The organism is Paraburkholderia sp., from assembly GCF_036488505.1.
Lineage (GTDB): Bacteria > Pseudomonadota > Gammaproteobacteria > Burkholderiales > Burkholderiaceae > Paraburkholderia.
In genome coordinates, this window is the sequence record NZ_DASXHN010000515.1 from 1 (window position 1) to 20,556 (window position 20,556).

At 64.1% G+C, this 20,556-nt stretch carries 20 protein-coding genes and 1 pseudogene; 14 read left to right on the forward strand and 7 right to left on the reverse strand.

Annotated elements, in window-relative coordinates:
- Window positions 1–158 precede the first annotated feature (158 nt).
- Complete coding sequence (locus VGH68_RS29190) at window positions 159–935, reverse strand: enoyl-CoA hydratase (protein WP_331607216.1); 777 nt, start codon at window positions 933–935, stop codon at window positions 159–161.
- Between the two features lie 133 nt (window positions 936–1,068).
- On the opposite strand from VGH68_RS29190, the gene paaN reads away from it, so the two are divergent.
- From paaN to paaK, 5 genes are all read left to right on the forward strand, one after another.
- A complete protein-coding gene (gene paaN / locus VGH68_RS29195) occupies window positions 1,069–2,769 on the forward strand; it encodes a phenylacetic acid degradation protein PaaN (RefSeq protein ID WP_331607217.1) in 1,701 nt (566 codons plus the stop codon).
- Between the two features lie 145 nt (window positions 2,770–2,914).
- Entirely contained in the window at window positions 2,915–4,117 is a 1,203-nt protein-coding gene (gene pcaF, locus VGH68_RS29200; protein ID WP_331607218.1) for a 3-oxoadipyl-CoA thiolase, read from the forward strand.
- Window positions 4,118–4,176: 59 nt separating this feature from the next.
- A complete protein-coding gene (paaG, locus tag VGH68_RS29205) occupies window positions 4,177–4,968 on the forward strand; it encodes a 2-(1,2-epoxy-1,2-dihydrophenyl)acetyl-CoA isomerase PaaG (RefSeq protein WP_331607219.1) in 792 nt (263 codons plus the stop codon).
- 1 nt (window position 4,969) lies between these two features.
- On the forward strand, window positions 4,970–5,431 hold the full coding sequence (gene paaI, locus VGH68_RS29210; RefSeq protein ID WP_331607220.1) for a hydroxyphenylacetyl-CoA thioesterase PaaI: 462 nt from the start codon (window positions 4,970–4,972) through the stop codon (window positions 5,429–5,431).
- Window positions 5,432–5,566: 135 nt separating this feature from the next.
- Window positions 5,567–6,871: a phenylacetate--CoA ligase PaaK gene (paaK, locus tag VGH68_RS29215; RefSeq protein WP_331607221.1), complete on the forward strand. Its 1,305-nt coding sequence runs from the start codon at window positions 5,567–5,569 to the stop codon at window positions 6,869–6,871.
- 264 nt (window positions 6,872–7,135) lie between these two features.
- Here the strand turns inward: paaK and VGH68_RS29220 are convergent, their stop codons facing one another.
- Complete coding sequence (locus VGH68_RS29220) at window positions 7,136–8,254, reverse strand: murein transglycosylase A (RefSeq protein WP_331607223.1); 1,119 nt, start codon at window positions 8,252–8,254, stop codon at window positions 7,136–7,138.
- A gap of 16 nt (window positions 8,255–8,270) precedes the next feature.
- Here VGH68_RS29220 and VGH68_RS29225 point away from each other — a divergent pair, with 16 nt between their 5' ends.
- The gene (locus VGH68_RS29225) at window positions 8,271–8,444 is read left to right on the forward strand and encodes a hypothetical protein (RefSeq protein WP_331607237.1); all 174 of its coding nucleotides are present in this window, start codon (window positions 8,271–8,273) and stop codon (window positions 8,442–8,444) included.
- Window positions 8,445–8,634: 190 nt separating this feature from the next.
- On the opposite strand, the gene apaG is transcribed toward VGH68_RS29225, so the two are convergent.
- The gene (gene apaG, locus VGH68_RS29230; protein WP_331607224.1) at window positions 8,635–9,009 is read right to left on the reverse strand and encodes a Co2+/Mg2+ efflux protein ApaG; all 375 of its coding nucleotides are present in this window, start codon (window positions 9,007–9,009) and stop codon (window positions 8,635–8,637) included.
- Between the two features lie 311 nt (window positions 9,010–9,320).
- On the opposite strand from apaG, the gene rpe reads away from it, so the two are divergent.
- The 8 genes from rpe (at window position 9,321) to VGH68_RS29270 (ending at window position 16,693) form a co-directional block, all read left to right on the forward strand.
- Window positions 9,321–10,004, forward strand: a complete 684-nt coding sequence (gene rpe / locus VGH68_RS29235) for a ribulose-phosphate 3-epimerase (protein ID WP_331607225.1) — start codon at window positions 9,321–9,323, stop codon at window positions 10,002–10,004.
- Between the two features lie 7 nt (window positions 10,005–10,011).
- Window positions 10,012–10,776 carry a phosphoglycolate phosphatase gene (locus VGH68_RS29240; RefSeq protein ID WP_331607226.1) on the forward strand — a complete coding sequence of 255 codons (765 nt, stop codon included), beginning with the start codon at window positions 10,012–10,014 and terminating at the stop codon, window positions 10,774–10,776.
- Between the two features lie 327 nt (window positions 10,777–11,103).
- Window positions 11,104–12,597 carry an anthranilate synthase component I gene (trpE, locus tag VGH68_RS29245; RefSeq protein ID WP_331607227.1) on the forward strand — a complete coding sequence of 498 codons (1,494 nt, stop codon included), beginning with the start codon at window positions 11,104–11,106 and terminating at the stop codon, window positions 12,595–12,597.
- 13 nt (window positions 12,598–12,610) lie between these two features.
- The gene (locus VGH68_RS29250) at window positions 12,611–13,201 is read left to right on the forward strand and encodes an aminodeoxychorismate/anthranilate synthase component II (protein ID WP_331607228.1); all 591 of its coding nucleotides are present in this window, start codon (window positions 12,611–12,613) and stop codon (window positions 13,199–13,201) included.
- A 17-nt stretch (window positions 13,202–13,218) separates the two neighbouring features.
- Window positions 13,219–14,250 carry an anthranilate phosphoribosyltransferase gene (trpD, locus tag VGH68_RS29255; RefSeq protein ID WP_331607229.1) on the forward strand — a complete coding sequence of 344 codons (1,032 nt, stop codon included), beginning with the start codon at window positions 13,219–13,221 and terminating at the stop codon, window positions 14,248–14,250.
- Window positions 14,251–14,268: 18 nt separating this feature from the next.
- A complete protein-coding gene (trpC, locus tag VGH68_RS29260; RefSeq protein ID WP_331607230.1) occupies window positions 14,269–15,054 on the forward strand; it encodes an indole-3-glycerol phosphate synthase TrpC in 786 nt (261 codons plus the stop codon).
- A gap of 40 nt (window positions 15,055–15,094) precedes the next feature.
- Window positions 15,095–15,727 (forward strand): CYTH domain-containing protein, encoded by a 633-nt coding sequence (locus VGH68_RS29265; RefSeq protein ID WP_331607231.1) that lies wholly within the window; start codon window positions 15,095–15,097, stop codon window positions 15,725–15,727.
- A gap of 99 nt (window positions 15,728–15,826) precedes the next feature.
- Window positions 15,827–16,693 (forward strand): uracil-DNA glycosylase, encoded by an 867-nt coding sequence (locus tag VGH68_RS29270; protein ID WP_331607232.1) that lies wholly within the window; start codon window positions 15,827–15,829, stop codon window positions 16,691–16,693.
- Between the two features lie 151 nt (window positions 16,694–16,844).
- Here VGH68_RS29270 and VGH68_RS29275 read toward each other — a convergent pair whose 3' ends face one another.
- The 4 genes and pseudogenes from VGH68_RS29275 to VGH68_RS29290 form a co-directional block, all read right to left on the reverse strand.
- Window positions 16,845–17,441: an FMN-dependent NADH-azoreductase gene (locus tag VGH68_RS29275; protein WP_331607234.1), complete on the reverse strand. Its 597-nt coding sequence runs from the start codon at window positions 17,439–17,441 to the stop codon at window positions 16,845–16,847.
- Between the two features lie 189 nt (window positions 17,442–17,630).
- On the reverse strand, window positions 17,631–19,421 hold the full coding sequence (locus VGH68_RS29280) for a M61 family metallopeptidase (protein WP_331607235.1): 1,791 nt from the start codon (window positions 19,419–19,421) through the stop codon (window positions 17,631–17,633).
- A 137-nt stretch (window positions 19,422–19,558) separates the two neighbouring features.
- Window positions 19,559–20,284 (reverse strand): DsbC family protein, encoded by a 726-nt coding sequence (locus tag VGH68_RS29285; protein ID WP_331607236.1) that lies wholly within the window; start codon window positions 20,282–20,284, stop codon window positions 19,559–19,561.
- Between the two features lie 129 nt (window positions 20,285–20,413).
- Window positions 20,414–20,556 (reverse strand): annotated as a pseudogene (locus tag VGH68_RS29290) (ubiquinone biosynthesis protein); the annotation flags it as partial.

Genomic DNA, 20,556 nt, shown 5'->3' on the forward strand with positions numbered 1-20,556 from the left:
CGTCAACTGGTTTTTATCACCTGCCCAACCCGTTCACGTCGCTCAAGCCCTTGCCCTTAAAGGCTCTCCCGCTTCCCCGCGCCCCGGCGTCCGGAGCACGAAAGAGCGGAATTCTAGCCGCCCAAGTCGGGGCTTGCAAGCTCTATTTGACAAGCGTATTAACGATGCTTGAAAGCCGGCTTGCGCTTCTCAACGAATGCGGCCATGCCTTCCTTCTGATCTTCAGTCGCGAAAAGCGAATGGAACAGACGACGCTCGAAATGCACGCCCTCCGCGAGCGTCGTTTCATAGGCGCGGTTCACCGACTCCTTGACCATCATCACCGCCGGCAACGGGAACTCCGCAATAGTCGCGGCCGCGGCGATCGATTCGTCAAGCAGAGAAGCCGCCGGAATGACGCGCGAAACCAAGCCGGCGCGCTCCGCTTCCGCGGCATCCATAAAGCGGGCGGTCAGACAAAGATCCATTGCCTTCGCTTTGGACACTGCGCGCGGCAGCCGCTGCGTGCCGCCCGCGCCCGGCATGATGCCGAGCTTGATTTCCGGTTGACCGAACTTTGCGGTATCGGCGGCGAAGATGATGTCGCACATCATCGCCAGTTCGCAGCCGCCGCCGAGCGCGAAGCCTGCCACCGCGGCAATAATCGGCTTGCGGATCGAGCGAACGGTTTCCCAGTTGCGCGTGATGTAGTCGCCCTTGTAGACGTCCATATAAGTATAGGACGCCATCATGCCGATGTCCGCGCCCGCAGCGAACGCCTTCTCACTGCCTGTCAGCACGATCGCGCCGACCGCGTCCTCGGCGTCGAACTCGCGTAGCGCCGCGCCCAGTTCGTCCATCAGCGCGTCGTTCAGCGCATTCAGTGCCTTCGGGCGATTCAGCGTGATCAGTCCAACCCGCCCGCGCGTCTCAACCAGAATGTTCTCGTAAGTCATGCCGCCTCCATATGGCCAATGCCACGCAAAAACGCTTCGCGCGACTCTCGTAACAATGCTAACATTTCCCAACCAACCGGTCGGTCAATTATTTGACGGCTTGTACCCCACCGCACACCCGAGCCTTTTTGCCATGACAAATCCGCTATTCGCGAAGCACGAAGACACCCTGCACAAGGCGCTCACCGCGCTCGAAACCCGCGGCTACTGGAGCCCGTTCACCGAGATGCCGAGTCCGAAAGTGTACGGGGAAACAGCCAACGCGGACGGCGAAGCGGCGTTCAAAGCGCTTCTCGACAAAACATTCGATCTGGACCAGCCGTCGACGGGAGAAATCGTCGGCGCCGAAGTCTCGCCATTCGGCTTCCCTCTCGGCGTGCGCTACCCGAAGGCCGACCCAAATGCCCTGATCGCCGCATCCACCGCTGCGCAACACAGTTGGCGCGCGGCCGGTCCGCACGCGTGGATCGGCGTGAGTCTCGAAATCCTCGCGCAGCTGAATCGCGCAAGCTTCGAAATCGGCTACAGCGTGATGCACACAACTGGCCAGGCCTTCATGATGGCTTTCCAAGCCGGCGGCCCGCACGCGCAGGATCGCGCGCTTGAAGCGGTCGCCTATGCATGGGACCAGCTGCGCCGCATTCCGGCCGACGCCCACTGGGAAAAGCCGCAAGGCAAGAACCCGCCGCTTGCGATGCACAAGCGCTATACCGTGGTGCCGCGCGGTATCGGCCTCGTGCTCGGTTGTTGCACGTTCCCCACGTGGAACGGCTATCCGGGACTCTTCGCCGATCTGGCCACCGGCAACACGGTCATCGTCAAGCCGCATCCGGGCGCGATCCTACCGCTCGCACTAACCGTGCGCATCGCCCGCGGTGTTTTGGGCGAAGCGGGCTTTGACCCGAACGTCGTCACACTGCTGGCCACCGAGCAGAACGACGGCGCCCTTGTCCAGGGGCTGGCCCAACGCCCCGAAATAAAACTGATTGATTTCACAGGCAGCACGCAACATGGCACCTGGCTCGAGCGCAATGCGCACCAGGCTCAGGTCTATACCGAAAAAGCCGGCGTCAACCAGGTCGTGATCGACTCGGTCGACGACATCAAAGCCGCCGCGCGCAACATCGCGTTCTCACTGGCGCTGTACTCCGGGCAGATGTGCACCGCGCCGCAAAACATTTACGTGCCACGCAATGGCATCCGCACCGCAGAAGGTACGCTCGGTTTCGATGAGGTCGCTCAGGCGCTCGCTGGCGCCGTGCAAAAGCTCGTCGCGGACCCGGCCCGTGCGGTCGAAGTGCTCGGCGCCATCCAGAACGAAGGGGTCATCCAGCGCATTGACGAAGCCGCCAACCTTGGCCACGTTCTCGCCGGGAGCCAGGCGCTCGAGCACCCGTCCTTCCCTGCCGCTCGCGTGCGCACGCCTCTCATGCTGCAGCTCGACGCCGCGACCGACCGCGCGCAATTCACGAAAGAATGGTTCGGACCGGTTTCGTTCGTGATCGCAACGGACTCCACCGCGCAGTCACTCGACCTCGCGGGTGCCATCGCCGCCGAGCATGGCGCGCTGACGCTGTCGATTTACAGCACCGACAACGCGGTGCTCGATGACGCGCACGAAGCATCGATTCGCGGTGGCGTAGCGCTTTCGATCAATCTCACCGGCGGCGTTTTCGTCAACCAGTCCGCGGCGTTCTCCGACTTCCATGGCACCGGCGCAAACCCGGCCGCGAATGCGGCGCTGGCCGATGCGGCGTTTGTCGCGAACCGCTTTCGTGTCGTTCAAAGCCGTGTTCATGTTGAACCGAAAGCGGCGCCGGCGGTAGCTGGCTGAATGGCATAAGACAACGGGCGCAGCATCAGCGCAAAGCGGCGCCTAGTCCTATGCCTTGCGGCCGAATAGACCGCGCCGCGCACACTAACTAACATGAGACATCGGATCGGCTATCACGCGCCGGTCCGCTTCAGCGGGAATCTCCATGACCGACGCCTTCATCTGCGATGCAATCCGTACCCCGATCGGCCGCTACGGCGGCGCCCTAAGAGACGTCCGCACCGACGACCTTGCCGCGGTACCGATAAAAGCGCTGATTGAGCGCAACCCCGGCGTCGACTGGCGGGCCGTCGATGATGTGATCTACGGCTGCGCGAATCAGGCTGGCGAAGACAACCGCAACGTCGCGCGTATGGCCGAGCTACTGGCCGGCTTGCCCACCGACGCACCGGGCTCAACCATCAACCGGCTATGCGGCTCTGGCATGGACGCGGTCGGCACTGCGGCACGGGCGATCAAGGCGGGCGAAGCACGCCTGATGGTTGCCGGCGGCGTCGAAAGCATGACGCGCGCACCGTTCGTAATGGGCAAGGCGACGAGCGCCTTCTCGCGTCAGGCCGACGTCTACGACACGACCATCGGCTGGCGCTTCATCAACCCGTTGATGAAGCGCCAGTACGGCGTCGACTCGATGCCTGAAACCGCGGAAAACGTCGCGGTCGAATTCGGTATCAGCCGCAAGGATCAGGACGCTTTCGCTCTCGCCAGCCAGCAAAAAGCGGCTCGCGCGCAGCGCGACGGCACGCTGGCTGAAGAAATCGTCGGCGTCGACATCCCGCAAAAGAAAGGCGATCCCGTGCGCGTTCTGCTGGATGAGCATCCGCGCGAGACGTCGCTCGAAAGCCTCGGCAAGCTCAAAGGCGTAGTCCGCCCGGACGGCAGCGTGACGGCGGGTAATGCGTCCGGCGTGAACGACGGCGCCTGCGCGCTGCTGCTCGCGAACCAGCAGGCGACGGACGAGTACGGCCTGCGGCGTCGCGCACGGGTGGTCGGCATGGCGACGGCGGGCGTCGAGCCGCGCATTATGGGCATCGGCCCAGCGCCGGCCACGCAAAAGCTGCTCAGGCAACTCGGCATGACGCTAGAACAGTTCGACGTGATCGAACTCAACGAAGCGTTTGCGTCGCAGGGACTGGCCGTGCTGCGCACGCTCGGTTTGCGCGACGACGACCCGCGCGTGAACCCCAACGGCGGCGCCATTGCGCTCGGCCACCCCCTCGGCGCATCCGGCGCGCGTCTGATCACCGCCGCGTTGTATCAGCTGGAACGGACTAACGGCCGCTTCGCGCTGTGCACGATGTGCATCGGCGTGGGCGAAGGCATCGCGCTAGTCATCGAGCGGCTTTAACCGCTCCAATAGCGAGGCCACGCCGCCTACCGGTCAACGACACTTTGAGGAGACACCCAATGTCGTATCAAGCGATCCAGCTGGACATCGACACAGCGAGCCACGTCGCCATCATCACGCTGAATCGCCCGGACAAGCTCAACAGCTTCACGCGGGCGATGCATCGGGAGTTGAGCGCCGCGCTCGACGAGGTCGGAACCTCCCGCGCCCGCGCGCTCGTGCTGACCGGTGCGGGCCGCGGCTTTTGCGCCGGCCAGGATCTCGCCGACCTCGACTTCACCCCGGGCGCGATGACCGATCTCGGCGGCCTGATCGACGAATACTTCAACCCGTTGATCCGCCGTCTGCAGGCTCTGCCGTTGCCGGTGATCGCAGCGGTGAACGGCACGGCAGCTGGCGCGGGGGCGAATCTCGCGCTCGCCTGCGACCTGGTGCTCGCGGCGCGTTCAGCAAGCTTCATTCAGGCGTTCGTGAAGATCGGGCTGGTCCCGGATTCGGGCGGCACGTGGTTTTTGCCGCAGCGCGTGGGCATGGCACGCGCGTTGGGACTCGCCATCACCGGCGACAAACTCACTGCGGAAAAAGCGGAGAGCTGGGGCTTGATCTGGCAGGTGCTAGACGATGCCGAACTCGCCACAGTCGCCAGGAAGCTGGCGACCCAGCTCGCCCAGCAACCGACCCGCGCGATCGCAGCGATCAAGCAGGTTATGCGCGCGAGCGCGAGCCAAACGCTCGATCAGCAACTCGACCTCGAGCGCGATTTGCAGCGCGAACTCGGCGCTTCGCACGATTACGCGGAAGGCGTCCGGGCGTTCATCGAAAAGCGCGCGCCGCGCTTTGAAGGGCGCTGATATGTCCACGCAACCCACTCGCCCCGATCACATGACACCCGACGAACTCGCCCGCGCCACTGCCGCCGCGATGTACGAGAACGACGCTTGCAGCCGCGCACTCGGACTGGAAATACTTGAAGTACGGCCCGGCTATGCGCGGCTGCGCATGGCGGTGCGCGACGACTTCCTGAATGGCCACCAGATCTGCCACGGCGGCCTGATTTTCACGCTCGCCGATTCGACGTTCGCATTCGCCTGCAACACCTACAACATCAATACGGTCGCGGCGGGCTGTTCGATCGAGTTTCTGCGGCCCGTGCACGGCGGTGACGTGCTGAGCGCGGAAGCGGTCGAACAGACATTGAGCGGACGCACCGGCATCTACGATATCCGCGTAACCAATCGCGCCGGTGACACCGTTGCGATGTTTCGTGGCAAATCCGCGCAAATCAAAGGCAACCTGATTCCTGCTGGCGACTAATAGATTCCCGCTGGCGACTAATAAATAGAAGCGGCAAACCGCGCCGCCTTCGTCGACAACCGTCCGTTGCGGGCTTCCGGCGCTGCCGCGCGCCGCATACGAGAACCAAGCATTGAGGCAGCAAGGAGACATTCGATGAGCACCACCCTTCCCCTCGACGCGATCGAGACCGCCAGCCGCGACGAGCTCGCCGCGCTGCAACTTGAACGGCTGCAATGGTCGCTGAACCATGCGTACGAAAATTCGCCCGTCTATCGGCGCAAGTTCGACGAAGCCGGCATTCATCCGGCTGAGGTGAAGTCCCTCGCAGACCTCGCCCGCTTCCCGTTCACGACCAAGAAGGACCTGCGCGACAACTATCCGTTCGGGATGTTCGCCGTGCCGCAGGAGCAGATCTCGCGCATCCATGCGTCGTCCGGTACGACCGGCAAGCCGACCGTCGTCGGCTATACCGCGCGCGACATCGACACGTGGGCGAATCTGGTCGCGCGCTCGATCCGCGCTGCGGGCGCAAGACGCGGCGACAAGGTGCACGTCAGCTATGGCTACGGTCTCTTCACGGGGGGCCTGGGCGCCCACTACGGCGCCGAGCGAGCCGGGCTGACCGTGATCCCGTTCGGCGGCGGTCAGACCGAAAAGCAGGTGCAGCTGATCCAGGATTTCCGACCCGACATCATCATGGTGACGCCGAGCTACATGCTGTCGATCGCCGACGAACTCGAGCGCCAAGGCATCGATCCGGCCTCATGCTCGCTGCGCATAGGCATCTTCGGTGCCGAGCCGTGGACCAATGACATGCGTCAGGCGATCGAAAAACGCATGGGCATCGACGCGGTCGACATCTATGGTCTATCCGAAGTGATCGGTCCGGGCGTCGCGTCGGAGTGTGTCGAGACGAAAGACGGTCCGACGATCTGGGAAGATCATTTCTATCCCGAGATCGTCGATCCGGAGACCGGCGAGGTGCTGCCCGATGGCGAACTCGGCGAGCTGGTGTTCACGTCGTTGACGAAAGAAGCGCTACCGATCATCCGCTATCGCACGCGCGACCTCACCCGTCTGTTGCCAGGTACGGCCCGTACGATGCGGCGCATGGAGAAGATTACCGGCCGTTCGGACGACATGATGATCGTGCGCGGCGTCAACGTGTTCCCGACACAGATCGAGGAACTGCTGCTGAAGCAGCACGCGCTTGCGCCGCATTATCAGATCGTGCTGACGAAGGAAGGTCCGCTCGACGTTTTCACGCTGAACGTCGAGCCATGCCCGGAAAGCGCGCCCGATGCAGCCGCGCTGAGCACCGCGAAAAACGCGCTGGCGTATGACATCAAGGCGCTGGTCGGCGTGAGCGCGGTAGTCAATGTACTGGCGGTGAACGGCATCGAACGCTCGGTGGGCAAGGCTCGGCGTGTGGTGGACAAGCGCAGGCCGGGGCCTTGATCCGACAACTCGTATCGTCCAAACCCGCGCAAGAAGCGCGGCAATACAGACGGCGTCAAAACGGCGTCACTCACGGAATTCGACCGGACGTGACGCCTTTTTCTTCAGCGAAACCTGTTTTGCAGCCGCTTCAAAGCGAGCGTCGGAAAAGCCACGGCATTCGCTGTGATGACCACCATGGCCGGCAGCGCCATCTTCTACGGCGAGCTCGCCCGTCGCACCGCAGCCTTCATTTCATCAACGCCAGCGCGCGCCCGCAACACGTCAGGAATTCGGCAGCAGCACCCACATCCGGCCAGCCTGCTTCATCTTGCCGGCCAGATCGCCGGCGTCGTCACCCAGTCCCCAGAAGTAGTCGGCACGCACGCCGCCTTTGATCGCGCTGCCGGTGTCCTGGGCGAACACCAGGCGGTTCATCGGCGAATTCGTCAGCGGACGCGTGGTCTGCAGGAACACGGGCGTACCGAGCGGAATCGCACTTGGATCGACTGCGATCGAGCGTTCCGGCGTCAGCGGCACGCCGAGCGCACCGATTGGACCGTCCGCGCCACCGCCCGACGCGCTTTCGCTCGACGGCATCTCGCGGAAAAAAACGAAGCGCGGGTTCGTATCGAGCAATGCATCGACGCGCGTCGGGTTCGCGCGCGCCCATGCCTTGATCCCTTGCATCGTCGCCTGAGCGGGCGTGATTTCGCCACGATCGAGCAACCAGCGCCCAATCGACTTGTACGGCTGATTGTTGGTGCCGCCAAAGCCGACGCGCATCACGCTGCCGTCTTCCATCACGATGCGCCCCGAGCCCTGCACCTGCAGGAAGAACGCTTCGATCGGGTCGTCGACCCACACGAGCTCATTGCCATTGAGCACGCCGGTGCGCTCGAGTTGCGCGCGCGCCGGCAGCGGCGCGCCCGCGCGATAGCCGGCGGGCCAACGGTACAGCGCTGTCTGATAGACGCCATGCCGGGTGCGCGAACCGCGCAGTAGCGGCTCGTAGTAGCCGGTGACGAGGCCGTCGAGCGTGCCGTCGCTATTCGCTAACTGGAACGGAGTGAAGTAGGCCTCGAAGAATGCCCGCGCGCCGGTGACGTCGAGATCGTCGATTTGCGCGGCGGCCGCGCAGGCACGCGACCAGTTGGGCTGACGCGCGAGCCGCAGGCAGTTTTGCCGCAACGCGGCCGTCGCGCCGATCAGCGAGTCGTCCTGCCAGCCCGGCACCTGCTGCCAGGCAACCGCGGTCAAACGCGTCGCGGCAATCTGACCGGGGATAATCGCCGCACCGGTCGGCGGCGAAGGCCGGATCGCACCGCCGCCCCCGCACGACGCGAGCAATACGGCAACCGACAACGCTCCGAGCCAGCCACCGGCCCGGCGGACAAAGCACATACAATGTTCGTTCTTGATGGAAACCGCCATGTCTGATCTTTTCGACGAATACCCGATGCTGATCTTCGCGCTGGAATCGCTTGTCGCGCTTTTCCTGCTCGTTTTTATCGTCCTTTGGACGTCGTCGGGCAAAAAGAAGGTGACGCGTGCGAGGTCGGCGGAACAATCCCGACAGCAAAAGCCGCATTGATGCTATCTGGCGAGCCACGCGTTGAACCGCGCGCGACATCATGCATCAACGGAGCATCAACGGCGCAACGACGGCTTGCCCGCCCTTCATCGCACTGCCGATCCCCGCTTGCCCGTTCAACGCGTCGCCCCGCCGCGGATGCACGCACCCACGCCCAACCTGATTAAGGACCGCGCGCCTGCTTGACGGTTCAATGCAGCGTGCGCGGCATGCGCAGCACGAACTCCGGCACCGGCGCATCGAAGCGCTCGCCGTCCTCGGCCACGCAGAAGTAATCGCCGCGCATCGTGCCGACCGGTGTCGCGATAACGGCCCAGCTCGTGTATTCGAACTGCTCGCCCGGTTTGAGCAGCGGCTGATGCCCGACCACGCCGAGCCCCTTCACTTCCTGCACGGTGTTGTCGCTATCGGTGATGACCCAATGACGCGCGATCAACTGCGCGGGCACCTGACCGGTGTTGCGGATGGTCAGCGTGTAGGCAAAGGCATACTGGCGGCGCTCCGGGTCGGACTCCTCGGGCAGATATTGCACTTGGGCCGAGACGCTGAATTCGTACTGGCTCATTCTGATTTCGGTCCGATGAAACGACGTGTGAAAAATCGTGGGAAGGCCCGAACGCCAATAGTTTGCGTGGACATCGGCGATGCGGCGCTCATGGAGTGGCATTCTGCTTGATGCGTGGCACGCCCGCAACCGGACAAATCCTTTGGCCAGGGGCATTTAAGCCGTGTTGTCGGTCCGTTTGCCTTTTCGGCTCGCCGCCAGTTCGCGCGCGCCCCGGGGCTCCGCTTTCGCTGCAAAACGAAAGCCGCGCGCCAGTGTCCCGCCCGCGCAAAACGGTAAAATGGCGCTTTCCGCTTGCATCCGCCCCTGCCATGACGCAATTTCGCATCGCCCCCAGCATTCTGTCCGCCGATTTCGCCCGTCTGGGCGAAGAAGTCCGCAATGTGGCGGCCGCCGGCGCCGACTGGATTCACTTCGACGTGATGGACAACCACTACGTGCCGAACCTGACCATCGGCCCGCTTGTTTGCGAAGCAATCCGCCCGCACGTGAACGTGCCGATCGACGTGCACCTGATGGTGCGCCCCGTCGACCGCATCGTGCCGGACTTCGCGAAAGCCGGCGCGAACGTGATCAGCTTTCACCCGGAAGGCTCCGATCACATCGACCGCACACTGTCTCTGATTCGCGACCACGGCTGCAAGGCCGGCCTCGTGTTTAATCCAGCCACGTCGCTGAACTATCTCGATCACGTGATGGACAAGGTCGACCTCGTGCTGATCATGTCGGTCAACCCCGGCTTCGGCGGCCAGTCGTTCATCCCCGAGGCGCTCAACAAGCTGCGTGACGCGCGCAAGCGCATCGACGCCTACAACGAGCGCACCGGCCGGGACATCCACCTCGAAGTGGACGGCGGCGTGAAGGTCGACAACATCGCGGAGATCGCGGCGGCCGGCGCGGACACATTCGTGGCCGGCTCGGCGATCTTCGGCCAGCCTGATCACAAGGTCGTGATCGACAAGATGCGCGCCGCTCTCGCCACCGTTCAGCGTTAATCCGCCAATGACCTCCCCGTACCCCGCTCCAGTCTTCACCGGCGCGCGCCTCGAAGCCGCGATCATCGACCTCGACGGCACGATGGTCGACACCGCCGACGACTTCACCGCCGGCCTGAACGGCATGCTCGCGCAACTCGACGCGGCCGAGACCTCGCGCGAGGAGGTAATCGGCTACGTCGGCAAGGGCTCGGAGCATCTGATTCGCAGCGTGCTCGCGCCGCGCTTCGTGGCCGAGCATGCGCAGGGGCGCTTCGAAGAAGCGCTCGCGATCTATCAGGAGGAGTACGCGAAGATCAACGGTGTGCACACCCGGCTTTATCCGGATGTCGAAGCCGGGTTGCGCGCGATGCGCGACGCCGGCCTGAAGCTCGCGTGCGTGACCAACAAGCCGCACCGCTTCGCGATCGAGCTGCTGCGACAGTACGGGCTCGCGCAGTATTTCAGCGTCGTGCTGGGCGGCGACAGCCTCCCGAAGAAGAAGCCCGACCCGCTGCCGATGCTCACCGCCGCGGTGGAACTAGGCGTCGAACCGGCAGCGACGGTCGCGATCGGCGATTCCGAAAACGACGCGCTGGCGGGCCGCGCGGCCGGCATGGCGACGCTCACGGTGCCCTACGGTTACAACCACGGCCAAGCTATACAAACGATAAAATCCGATGGTATAGTTGCCTCGCTGCTCGACGCCGCCACGGCGATCGCAGCGCACCATTCCACGACTTCAACAGTCCTTCATTCTGATGTTTCTGAACAAAAAACGGAGTCTGATTAGCATCGACCGGGGAGCCTGGCCCTGGCGTCGCTGGTCGCGCTAACCTCGCCTGAGGTACGCTGGAGCCCGTCTCCGGCAACCGTTTTTTGCTTCGCTGCGCTCACGCGCTTTTTCCATCGTTCTGTGTGTCGCTGCCGCATCGGCTGATCGGGCCTGCGCGTACCCGCAAAGTACCGCTGTGCACCGCGCACCGCTTGTACGCGTCGATGGGAAACTCGCGCCGGTCATTATCATCGTGTCGAGAATGTCGACCGACTCCGTGACCGGAGGCGCCTCGCCCCGCTTTGTCCGACGCTCTGCCGGCGGACCACCGTACAGGATCGGAACATGACCGAACTCGAATTCCAGTCCCTCGCCAACGAGGGTTTCAACCGCATTCCGCTGATCGCCGAAGCGCTGGCCGACCTCGAAACGCCGCTGTCGCTGTATCTGAAGCTCGCGCAGACCGAGCGCAACGGTGCGAACTCGTTCCTGCTCGAGTCGGTGGTCGGCGGTGAGCGTTTCGGCCGCTATTCGTTCATCGGCCTGCCGGCGCGCACTGTGCTGCGCACGCGCAATGCAGTGTCGGAAGTGGTGCGCGACGGCAAGGTCGTCGAAACGCACGACGGCGATCCGCTCGCGTTCATCCAGCAGTTCCAGGCACGCTTCAAGGTCGCGCAGCGGCCGGGGCTGCCGCGCTTCACGGGCGGTCTGGCCGGCTATTTCGGCTATGACGCGGTGCGCTACATCGAAAAGAAGCTCGCGCACAGCGCGCCGAAAGACGACCTGCACCTCCCCGACATCCAGTTGCTCCTGACCGAAGAAGTCGCAGTGATCGACAACCTCGCGGGCAAGCTCTATCTGGTGATCTACGTGGATCCGACCCAGCCCGAGGCGTACACCAAAGCGAAGCACCGTCTGCGCGAACTGCGGCAACGGCTGCGCGCGACGGTTGCGCCACCGGTCACATCGGCGAGCGTGCGCACCGAGACGTACCGCGAGTTCGCGAAAGACGATTACCTCGCCGCCGTGCGCAAGGCGAAGGAATACATCGCCGCCGGTGAACTGATGCAGGTGCAGGTGGGCCAGCGCCTGATCAAGCCATACCGCGACAATCCATTGTCGCTGTACCGCGCGCTGCGCTCGCTAAATCCGTCGCCGTATATGTATTACTACAACTTCGGCGATTTCCACGTGGTCGGCGCATCGCCGGAGATCCTCGTGCGCCAGGAAAAGCGCGGCGAAGACCGCATCGTCACGATCCGGCCGCTCGCCGGCACTCGTCCGCGCGGCAACACACCCGAGCGCGACGCCGAACTCGCGACCGAATTGCTGAACGACCCGAAGGAAGTCGCCGAGCACGTGATGCTGATCGATCTCGCGCGCAACGACGTCGGCCGCATCGCGCAGATCGGCTCGGTCGTCGTGACCGACAAGATGGTGATCGAAAAGTACTCGCACGTGCAGCACATCGTGAGCTCGGTCGAAGGCAAGCTGAAGCCCGGCACCACCAATTTCGACGTGCTGCGCGCGACCTTCCCGGCCGGTACGCTGTCGGGCGCGCCGAAGGTTCGCGCGATGGAACTGATCGACGAACTCGAGCCGGTGAAGCGCGGGCTGTACGGTGGCGCGGTCGGCTATCTGTCGTTCACAGGCGAGATGGATCTGGCGATCACCATTCGCACCGGTGTGATCACGAATGGCAATCTGTATGTGCAGGCGGCTGCGGGCGTGGTCGCCGATTCGGTGCCGGAATCCGAATGGCAGGAGACCGAGAACAAGGCGCGCGCGGTGCTGCGCGCGGCCGAGCAGGTTCAAGACGGCCTCGATAGCGACTTCTGACCGGAGACACACCATGCTGCTCATGATCGACAACTACGACTCGTTCACCTACAACCTGGTGCAGTACTTCGGCGAACTCGGCGAAGACGTGCGCACCTATCGCAACGACGAAATCACGCTGGATGAAATCGCCAGGCTCAACCCGGAGCGTATTTGCCTGTCGCCCGGCCCGAGCAATCCGCAACATGCGGGCATCACGCTCGACGTGCTGCGCGAATTCGCCGGCAAGATGCCGATTCTCGGCGTGTGCCTCGGCCATCAGGCGATCGGCGAAGCGTTCGGCGGGCGCGTCGTGCGCGCGCAGACCATCATGCATGGCAAGGTCAGCACGATCGAAACCGACTGCAAGGGCGTGTTCGCGGATCTGCCGAAGCACTTCGCGGTGACGCGCTATCACTCGCTCGCGATCGAGCGCGAATCGCTGCCCGACTGCCTCGAAGTGTCCGCGTGGACCGAAGACGGTGAAATCATGGGGGTGCGCCACAAGGAACTCGCGGTCGAAGGCGTGCAATTCCATCCGGAATCGATCCTGTCCGACCACGGCCACGCGCTGCTCGAAAACTTCGTCAAGCAGTCGAAACTCGCGGCGTCCCGCAACGCCTGACATAGAGAGACGAAATCATGTCCATTACGCCCCAGGAAGCGCTGCAGCGGACCATCGAGCACCGCGAGATTTTCCACGACGAAATGCTGCATCTGATGCGCCTCATCATGCGCGGCGAACTGTCGCCCGTCATGTCGGCGGCCATCATCACCGGCCTGCGCGTCAAAAAAGAGACCATCGGCGAAATCACCGCGGCCGCCACGGTGATGCGTGAATTTGCCCGGCACGTCGAGGTGCAGGACAACTCGAACTTCGTCGATATCGTCGGCACCGGCGGCGACGGCTCGCACACGTTCAATATTTCGACCGCAACGATGTTCTTGGCGGCCGCGGCCGGTGCGAAGGTCGCAAAGCACGGCAATCGCGGCGTGTCGAGCAAATCGGGCAGCGCCGACGTGCTCGAGGCACTCGGCGTGAACATCGATCTGCAGCCGCAACAGGTCGCGGCATCGATCGCGGAAACGGGAATGGGCTTCATGTTCGCGCCGAACCATCATCCGGCGATGAAGAACGTCGCGCCGGTGCGCCGCGAACTCGGCGTGCGCACGATCTTCAACATCCTCGGGCCGCTGACCAATCCGGCTGGCGCGCCGAACCAACTGATGGGCGTATTCCACCCGGACCTCGTCGGCATTCAGGTACGCGTGATGCAGCGCCTCGGCGCGAAGCACGTGCTGGTCGTCTACGGTATGGACGGCATGGACGAAGTGTCGCTCGGCGGCGCCACCCAGGTCGGCGAACTGCGCGACGGCGAAATCCGCGAGTACGAGATCCATCCGGAGGACTTCGGCATGCAGATGGTGTCGAACCGCACGCTGAAAGTGGCAGACGCGGCCGAATCGAAAGTGATGCTGCTCGAGGCGCTCGACAACAAACCGGGGGTCGCGCGCGAAATCGTCACGCTGAACGCGGGCACCGCGCTCTATGCGGCGAACGTGGTCGAGTCGATCGACGATGGCATCGGGCTCGCACGCGAGGCGATCGCGAGCGGCAGAGCGCGCGCGAAGGTCGACGAACTCGTGCGCTTCACGCAGCAATTCAAGCAGTAATCACGTAGCGAGACATTTATGAGCGATATTCTCGACCGCATCATCGCGGTCAAACGCGAAGAGGTCCGCGCGGCCGAACAGAGCGCGCCGCTCGAAGAATTGCGGCTCGAAGCGTCGTCGCGCGACATCCGCGACTTCGTCGGCGCGTTGCGGGCCAAGCACACGGCCGGTCTGGCTGCCGTGATCGCCGAGGTCAAAAAGGCGAGCCCGTCGAAGGGCGTGCTGCGCGAAAACTTCGTGCCGGCCGACATCGCGCGGTCGTATGAGAAGCATGGCGCGGCATGTCTGTCGGTACTGACCGACGTGCAATTCTTCCAGGGCAGCGTCGCGTACCTGGAACAGGCGCGCGCCGCGTGTCAGTTGCCGGTGCTGCGCAAGGACTTCATCGTCGACCCTTACCAGGTCGTCGAGGCGCGCGCGATGGGCGCAGACGCCATCCTGCTGATCGCCGCCGCGCTCGAAACGCCGCAGATGCAGGACCTCGAAGCGCTCGCCCATTCGCTCGGCCTCGCGGTGCTCGTCGAAGTGCATGACAGCGCCGAACTCGACGAAGCGCTGACGCTGAAAACACCGCTGATCGGCATCAACAACCGCAATCTGCGCACGTTCGAGACCTCGCTGGAAACGACGATCGGCATGCTCGATGCTCTCCCCGACGACCGTATCGTCGTGACCGAATCGGGCATCCTGTCGCGCGCCGACGTCGAACACATGCGCGCGCGCAATGTGCACACGTTCCTCGTCGGCGAGGCGTTCATGCGCGCGCCGGAGCCGGGTGTGGAACTTGCACGGATGTTTTTCTGAGCCCATCGCTCGGTATGGGCGGGTAACGCAAGGACGCATCATGGGCATCGAACGCGAAATCAAGCTGGCGTTGCCGGCGGCTCAGGTGCAGGCGGCAACGCAGTGGTTTGTCGCGCGCGCCGGCAAGGATGGCACGCCAGTGAAGCTCGTGAATATTTACTTCGATACGCCGCAGTTGGCGCTGGCGTCGTCGAAGAGCGCGCTGCGCCTGCGGCAGACGCCGGACGGCTGGCTGCAAACCTTCAAGACGGCCGGCAATGCGGCGAAAGGCTTGCATAGCCGGCATGAATGGGAAATGGCGGTGGCGGGTGCCAAGCTGGACATCGACGCGTTGTTGCAAGCATGCGACGAAACTGCTGCGGCCGATGCGTTGCGTGCGGCCGCGCCGTCGCTGATCGAACTGTTTCGCACCAACTTCACGCGCACGCTGTGGCAGCTCGACGCCAATGGCGCGCAGGTCGAAGCGGCGATCGACCAGGGCGATGTGCTTGCGACCGTCGACGGCGAAGCGCGCCGCGCGCCGATCTCGGAAATCGAACTGGAGCTGAAATCCGGCGATGAAGCGGCGCTGCACGCGCTGGCGGCCGAACTGGGCGAACGGATTGCCGGGCTCGCGCCGGACGATATCAGCAAAGCGCAACGCGGCTATAAGTTGCGCGCCGGTGGCACTTGAGGTGACGGGCCCCGTTCCTCCCTCCGAAGGGAACCCGAGGCAACGCGCAACGGTCCGCGAACTTGAGCCCGCCCGCGTTTGCTGCGACACTTCCCCGCCATGACTTCAGCCTCCCGTCCCCGTTCCGATCGCTCGCAGGCATCGTTATTCGATGATGCGGCGCCCGCCTCCGCCGAGGCGACGACATCCGCGGCATTTACGACCGCTAATTCGACCGCGCCGCTGCACCCCGCACATCCCAGCGCGCCGCCGACGCTCGAAGCCCAGTTCGCCGCGCTGCCGGCTGCGTGGCGCGCACACCTGAAGTCGTTCATCGACAACGACGCTTATGCGCCGTTGTGCCGCTTCGTCGACGGTGAACGCGCGGCCGGCAAGACGATCTATCCGGCCGACGTATTTCGTGCGCTGCGCCTGACGAGTCCCGACGAAGTGAAAGTCGTGATCCTCGGCCAGGACCCGTATCACGGCGAAGACCGCGGCACGCCACAGGCGCACGGCCTTGCGTTTTCGGTCGCGCCGCACGTGCGGCCGCCGCCGTCGCTGCGCAACATCTTCAAGGAAATCGCCGCGAGCCTCGGCCACCAAGCGCCGCAGCACGGCTGTCTCGACAGTTGGGCCAAACAGGGCGTGCTGCTGCTGAACACCGTGCTGACCGTCGAACGCAACAGCGCCGCAAGCCACGCGAAACGCGGCTGGGAAAAATGCACGGACACGCTGATCCACGAACTCGCGACGCGCCACGACGGCCTCGTGTTTATGCTGTGGGGCGCGCATGCGCAGGCGAAACGCGCGCTGCTCGGCGGCAAGTCGCACTACGTGCTGGAGGCGCCGCACCCGTCGCCGTTGTCCGCGCATCGCGGCTTCCTTGGCTGCGGGCACTTCGCGAAGGCGAACGCATATCTCGTGCAGCACGGCCGCCAGCCGATCGACTGGCGTCTGCCGGACGAAGCGCAAATGCTCGCGTGATCGCGCGCATTGCCAGCGCGGACCGATCGCGATAAAAACGAAAACGCCACGGATGATCGACTCATTCGTGGCGTTTCTTCATTCCGTTGCGCGCATTGCATCGAAGCGGCAACGGGCCGCACAACCGGCCGGCTAAAACGGCGTCGGCGTTTCAGACCGCGGCGATCGCTTCGCGCGCCGAAGCCAGCGCGGCGGTGGCGGCGTCCGGGCCCATGTTCAGGCCTTCCGCGTAGATGAAGTGCACGTCGGTCATGCCGAGGAAGCCGAGGAACGTCTTCAGGTACGGCGTCTGGCTGTCATTCGGCGTACCGGCGTACTTGCCGCCGCGCGCGGACACGACATAAACCTTCTTGCCCGTCACGAGGCCTTCCGCACCGTTCGCGCCATAGCGGAACGTGATGCCCGCCCGTGCGATGAAGTCGAAGTACGTCTTCAGTTGCGACGAGATGCCGAAGTTGTACATCGGCGCACCGATCACGATGATATCGGCGGCTTGCAGTTCGGCGATCAGCGCTTCGCTACGCGCGGCGATTGCGGCCTGCTCCGGCGTGCGCTGCTCGGCCGGCGTGAAGAACGCGCCCAACACTACATCGTCGAGGTGCGACAGCGGCTCGGCCTGCAGATTGCGGACGACGACTTGCGCGCCCGGATTCGACTGTTGCAGCTTTTCGGTCAGCTCGTTGATCAGCAGCGTCGAGTTCGCGCCTTGCGAGCGGGCTGCCGAGTTGATTTGCAGGATCGTGGTCATCGTTGACTCCAGTAGGGGCGCGCAGTGTTGCGCGAGTGGAGCCATTGTGTTTTTTTACCGGTCGGCGAAAAAGCCGTCCGGCGGCGACGGATTGTTGCAGTGGTAGGACAATCCTCGACCGTCGCTCGCGAATGGGTAGTCGACCGGACGACGATCGGTGAGCGTTCAGACGGCCGTCCGGCTGAGCGGTCAGCTCGCCAGCCAGCGCTCGCGCGCCTTGCGGGTAGCGGCTTGCTTGTCGCTGATCGCAAGCTTGTAGCGCGCCACTTCGGGGCCGTCGAGCTTCATCTGCGTGACGCGCAGTTCGTCGCGACGGAACGCATGCACGTCGACCTTCGCGCCCGGCTGATAGCGAGCGAGCAGGCCGTCGAGATTGCCGCCGGTTACACGCAGACCGTCCAACGCGACCAGCACGTCGCCGGCGGATAACCCCGCCTTTTGCGCGGCGCTGCCTTCGTGCACCGCGGCGAGCACGCAATCCGCGCCGCCGCGCAGCCGCACGCCGAGCGACGGCTTGCCGTTTCGGTCGACGTCGGGCGCGAGCGCGACGCCGAACGGCGCGAGTAGCTTGTCGAGCGGCAGATCGCGCGTACCGCGCACGCCGTCGGCAAACAGCTCGGTCAGCTGCGCGCCGGTCGCTTCGGCGAACAGCGCCTCGATTTCGCTTTCCGCGACGCCGACCGGCTCGCCACGATAGAAGTCGCGGCCGAAGCGCTGCCACAACAGGCGCATTACGTCGTCGAGCGATTTGCGGTGGCCGGTCTGCGCGCGAATCGTCAGATCGAACGCGAGCGCGATCAGCGAGCCCTTCGTGTAATAGCTGACGATCGCATTCGGCGCGTTCTCGTCCTGCCGGTAGTACTTGACCCACGCGTCGAACGAGCTTTCGGCGACGCTCTGCTTCAGGCGTCCGCTGCCGCGCTGCACACCCCCGATCACCTTGCCGAGCAGCCCGAAGTAGTCATCCACGGAAATCAGGCCGCTGCGCACGAGGATCAGGTCGTCGTAATAGGACGTGAAACCCTCGAACAGCCACAGCAGCGACGTGTAGTTCTCGACGCTCAGATCGTACGGCGCAAATGCCGCCGGCTTGATGCGCTTGACGTTCCACGTATGGAAGTATTCGTGGCTGCACAACCCGAGGTAGGTCCGGTAGCCCTCGCTGATCGCATCGCGGCCCTCGGCCGGCAGGTCGGTGCGATTGCAGATCAGCGCGGTGGACGCGCGATGCTCGAGCCCGCCATAACCATCGGTGACGGCCTGCGTCATGAACACGTAGCGCTCGACCGGCGCCTTTTTCGACTTCGGTTCGAACAACGCGATCTGCGCCTCGCAGATGCGCTTCAGGTCCTTGCACAGACGCGCCATGTCGAGCCCGATCACACGTCCGCCGATCACCACGTCATGCGGCACGCCGTGCGCGTTGAAGGTCGCGAGTGCGAACTCGCCGAGTGTCACCGGATGGTCGATCAGTTCGTCATAGTTCTGTGCGCGGTACTCGCCGAAGCCGTAGCGCTTCGTGCCGCGCGCCTCCGGCAGCGCGGTCGCGACGCGCCAATGGCGGTACGCGGCCCCCTGCGGCTTCTGGATGTCGACCACGCATTGCGCATCCTCATGACCGAGCGGCGCGAGGAACACGCTCGTGCCGTTGAAAAAGCCGGTCGTGTCGTCCAGGTGCGCGGCGCGCACCGACAGGTCCCACGCATACACCTCGTAGCGCAGCGTCAATGCGCCGTTCACCGGTGCGGCGCGCCACGTGTGCTTGTCGATCTTCTCGATCCGCACCTTGCGGCCCGCGTCGTTCACCGCGCGCAGCGTCACGATGTTGCGCGCGAACTCGCGGACCATATAGCTGCCCGGAATCCACACGGGCAGCATGAAGCGCTGGCCGGCCGGATCGGGATCGGCGACGGTCACGGTAACTTCGAACAGGTGGGCGGCGGGTTGACTGGGAACGATGGTGTAGCGGATCGGCTTCATCGGCGGCGATTGGCGGAGGTCAGGAGAGTAAGGGGAAGAAGTTCGGGGCGCGATGCGAAAGGAGGCGCTTTTCGCGCCTCCCATTGTTCGCGTGCCTCGCCCCGAGGGCGTGCGCGGCGCTGTGTTCAGCGGCGCGCTCAGTGCACCGCGGATAGCTCCCGGTCGAGCCGGTCTGCCGGCACGGCGCCCGGCAGGCGGCGCCCGTCGGCGAGGAACACGGTCGGCGTGCCGTCCACGTTCATTGCATGGCCGAGCGCGAGGTTCTTGTCGATCGCGCCGGTGTCGCAGGAGGCGGCGGCGGTCGGCGCCTGATGGTCCTGCATCCACGATTCCCACGCCTTCGCGCGGTCCGCCGAGCACCAGATCGACTTCGACTTGGCCGTCGAATCCGGCGACAGCACCGGGTACAGGAACGTGTAGACCGTCACGTTATCGATCGACTTCAGCGTGGTTTCGAGCTGCTTGCAGTACGGGCAATTCGGATCGGAGAACACCGCGATCTTGCGGCTGCCGTCGCCTTTCACGACTTTCACCGCATTCGCGAACGGCAGGCTCGCGAAGTCGATGCGGTTGGTTTCCGCCAAACGCGCTTCCGTCAGATTCTTGCGGGTCTTCGCGTCGACCAGGTCGCCGAGCATGAGGTAATCGCCGTTCGCATCGCTATAGATGATCTGCGTGCCGAGGTTCACCTCGTAAAGACCCGCGATCGGCGACTTCGTCACGCTCTTGATCGTCACGTCGGACAGACGCGTTTGCAGTGTGGCCTTGAGCTTGTCGGTGGTCTGGTCGGCCTGCGCGGAGCAGCCGATCGTGGCAGCAGCAATCGCCAGCGCGGCGGCTACCATACGGAAGGTCTTTTTCATGCTGAATTCCTGGGTTCAATCGCGCAAAGTACGCGTTTTGTCACCTTTCCAGTCGGTCTGGAACGGCGTTCATCCGCTCATGATACCTGTCTCGCCAGCAAGGTCCGCTTTGCCTGCGAACCCCGTGTGCTATCCCAGCGCAGCCGACACCAGCCAGCGTTTGATGAACGGCTGTCCGCCGACGAACGCCATGCCAGTATTGCGCAGAACCTTGGCGAACGGTCCGGGTACGGAGAAGAGTTTTTGCAGGCCGTCCGTGGCGATCATCAAGG

Excerpts from the sequence above, each read along its gene's own strand:
- VGH68_RS29190 (WP_331607216.1), bottom strand. The coding sequence starts at position 935 with ATGACTTACGAGAACATTCTGGTTGAGACGCGCGGGCGGGTTGGACTG.
- paaN (WP_331607217.1), top strand. The coding sequence starts at position 1,069 with ATGACAAATCCGCTATTCGCGAAGCACGAAGACACCCTGCACAAGGCG.
- pcaF (WP_331607218.1), top strand. The coding sequence starts at position 2,915 with ATGACCGACGCCTTCATCTGCGATGCAATCCGTACCCCGATCGGCCGC.
- paaG (WP_331607219.1), top strand. The coding sequence starts at position 4,177 with ATGTCGTATCAAGCGATCCAGCTGGACATCGACACAGCGAGCCACGTC.
- paaI (WP_331607220.1), top strand. The coding sequence starts at position 4,970 with ATGTCCACGCAACCCACTCGCCCCGATCACATGACACCCGACGAACTC.
- paaK (WP_331607221.1), top strand. The coding sequence starts at position 5,567 with ATGAGCACCACCCTTCCCCTCGACGCGATCGAGACCGCCAGCCGCGAC.
- VGH68_RS29220 (WP_331607223.1), bottom strand. The coding sequence starts at position 8,254 with ATGTGCTTTGTCCGCCGGGCCGGTGGCTGGCTCGGAGCGTTGTCGGTT.
- VGH68_RS29225 (WP_331607237.1), top strand. The coding sequence starts at position 8,271 with ATGGAAACCGCCATGTCTGATCTTTTCGACGAATACCCGATGCTGATC.
- apaG (WP_331607224.1), bottom strand. The coding sequence starts at position 9,009 with ATGAGCCAGTACGAATTCAGCGTCTCGGCCCAAGTGCAATATCTGCCC.
- rpe (WP_331607225.1), top strand. The coding sequence starts at position 9,321 with ATGACGCAATTTCGCATCGCCCCCAGCATTCTGTCCGCCGATTTCGCC.
- VGH68_RS29240 (WP_331607226.1), top strand. The coding sequence starts at position 10,012 with ATGACCTCCCCGTACCCCGCTCCAGTCTTCACCGGCGCGCGCCTCGAA.
- trpE (WP_331607227.1), top strand. The coding sequence starts at position 11,104 with ATGACCGAACTCGAATTCCAGTCCCTCGCCAACGAGGGTTTCAACCGC.
- VGH68_RS29250 (WP_331607228.1), top strand. The coding sequence starts at position 12,611 with ATGCTGCTCATGATCGACAACTACGACTCGTTCACCTACAACCTGGTG.
- trpD (WP_331607229.1), top strand. The coding sequence starts at position 13,219 with ATGTCCATTACGCCCCAGGAAGCGCTGCAGCGGACCATCGAGCACCGC.
- trpC (WP_331607230.1), top strand. The coding sequence starts at position 14,269 with ATGAGCGATATTCTCGACCGCATCATCGCGGTCAAACGCGAAGAGGTC.
- VGH68_RS29265 (WP_331607231.1), top strand. The coding sequence starts at position 15,095 with ATGGGCATCGAACGCGAAATCAAGCTGGCGTTGCCGGCGGCTCAGGTG.
- VGH68_RS29270 (WP_331607232.1), top strand. The coding sequence starts at position 15,827 with ATGACTTCAGCCTCCCGTCCCCGTTCCGATCGCTCGCAGGCATCGTTA.
- VGH68_RS29275 (WP_331607234.1), bottom strand. The coding sequence starts at position 17,441 with ATGACCACGATCCTGCAAATCAACTCGGCAGCCCGCTCGCAAGGCGCG.
- VGH68_RS29280 (WP_331607235.1), bottom strand. The coding sequence starts at position 19,421 with ATGAAGCCGATCCGCTACACCATCGTTCCCAGTCAACCCGCCGCCCAC.
- VGH68_RS29285 (WP_331607236.1), bottom strand. The coding sequence starts at position 20,284 with ATGAAAAAGACCTTCCGTATGGTAGCCGCCGCGCTGGCGATTGCTGCT.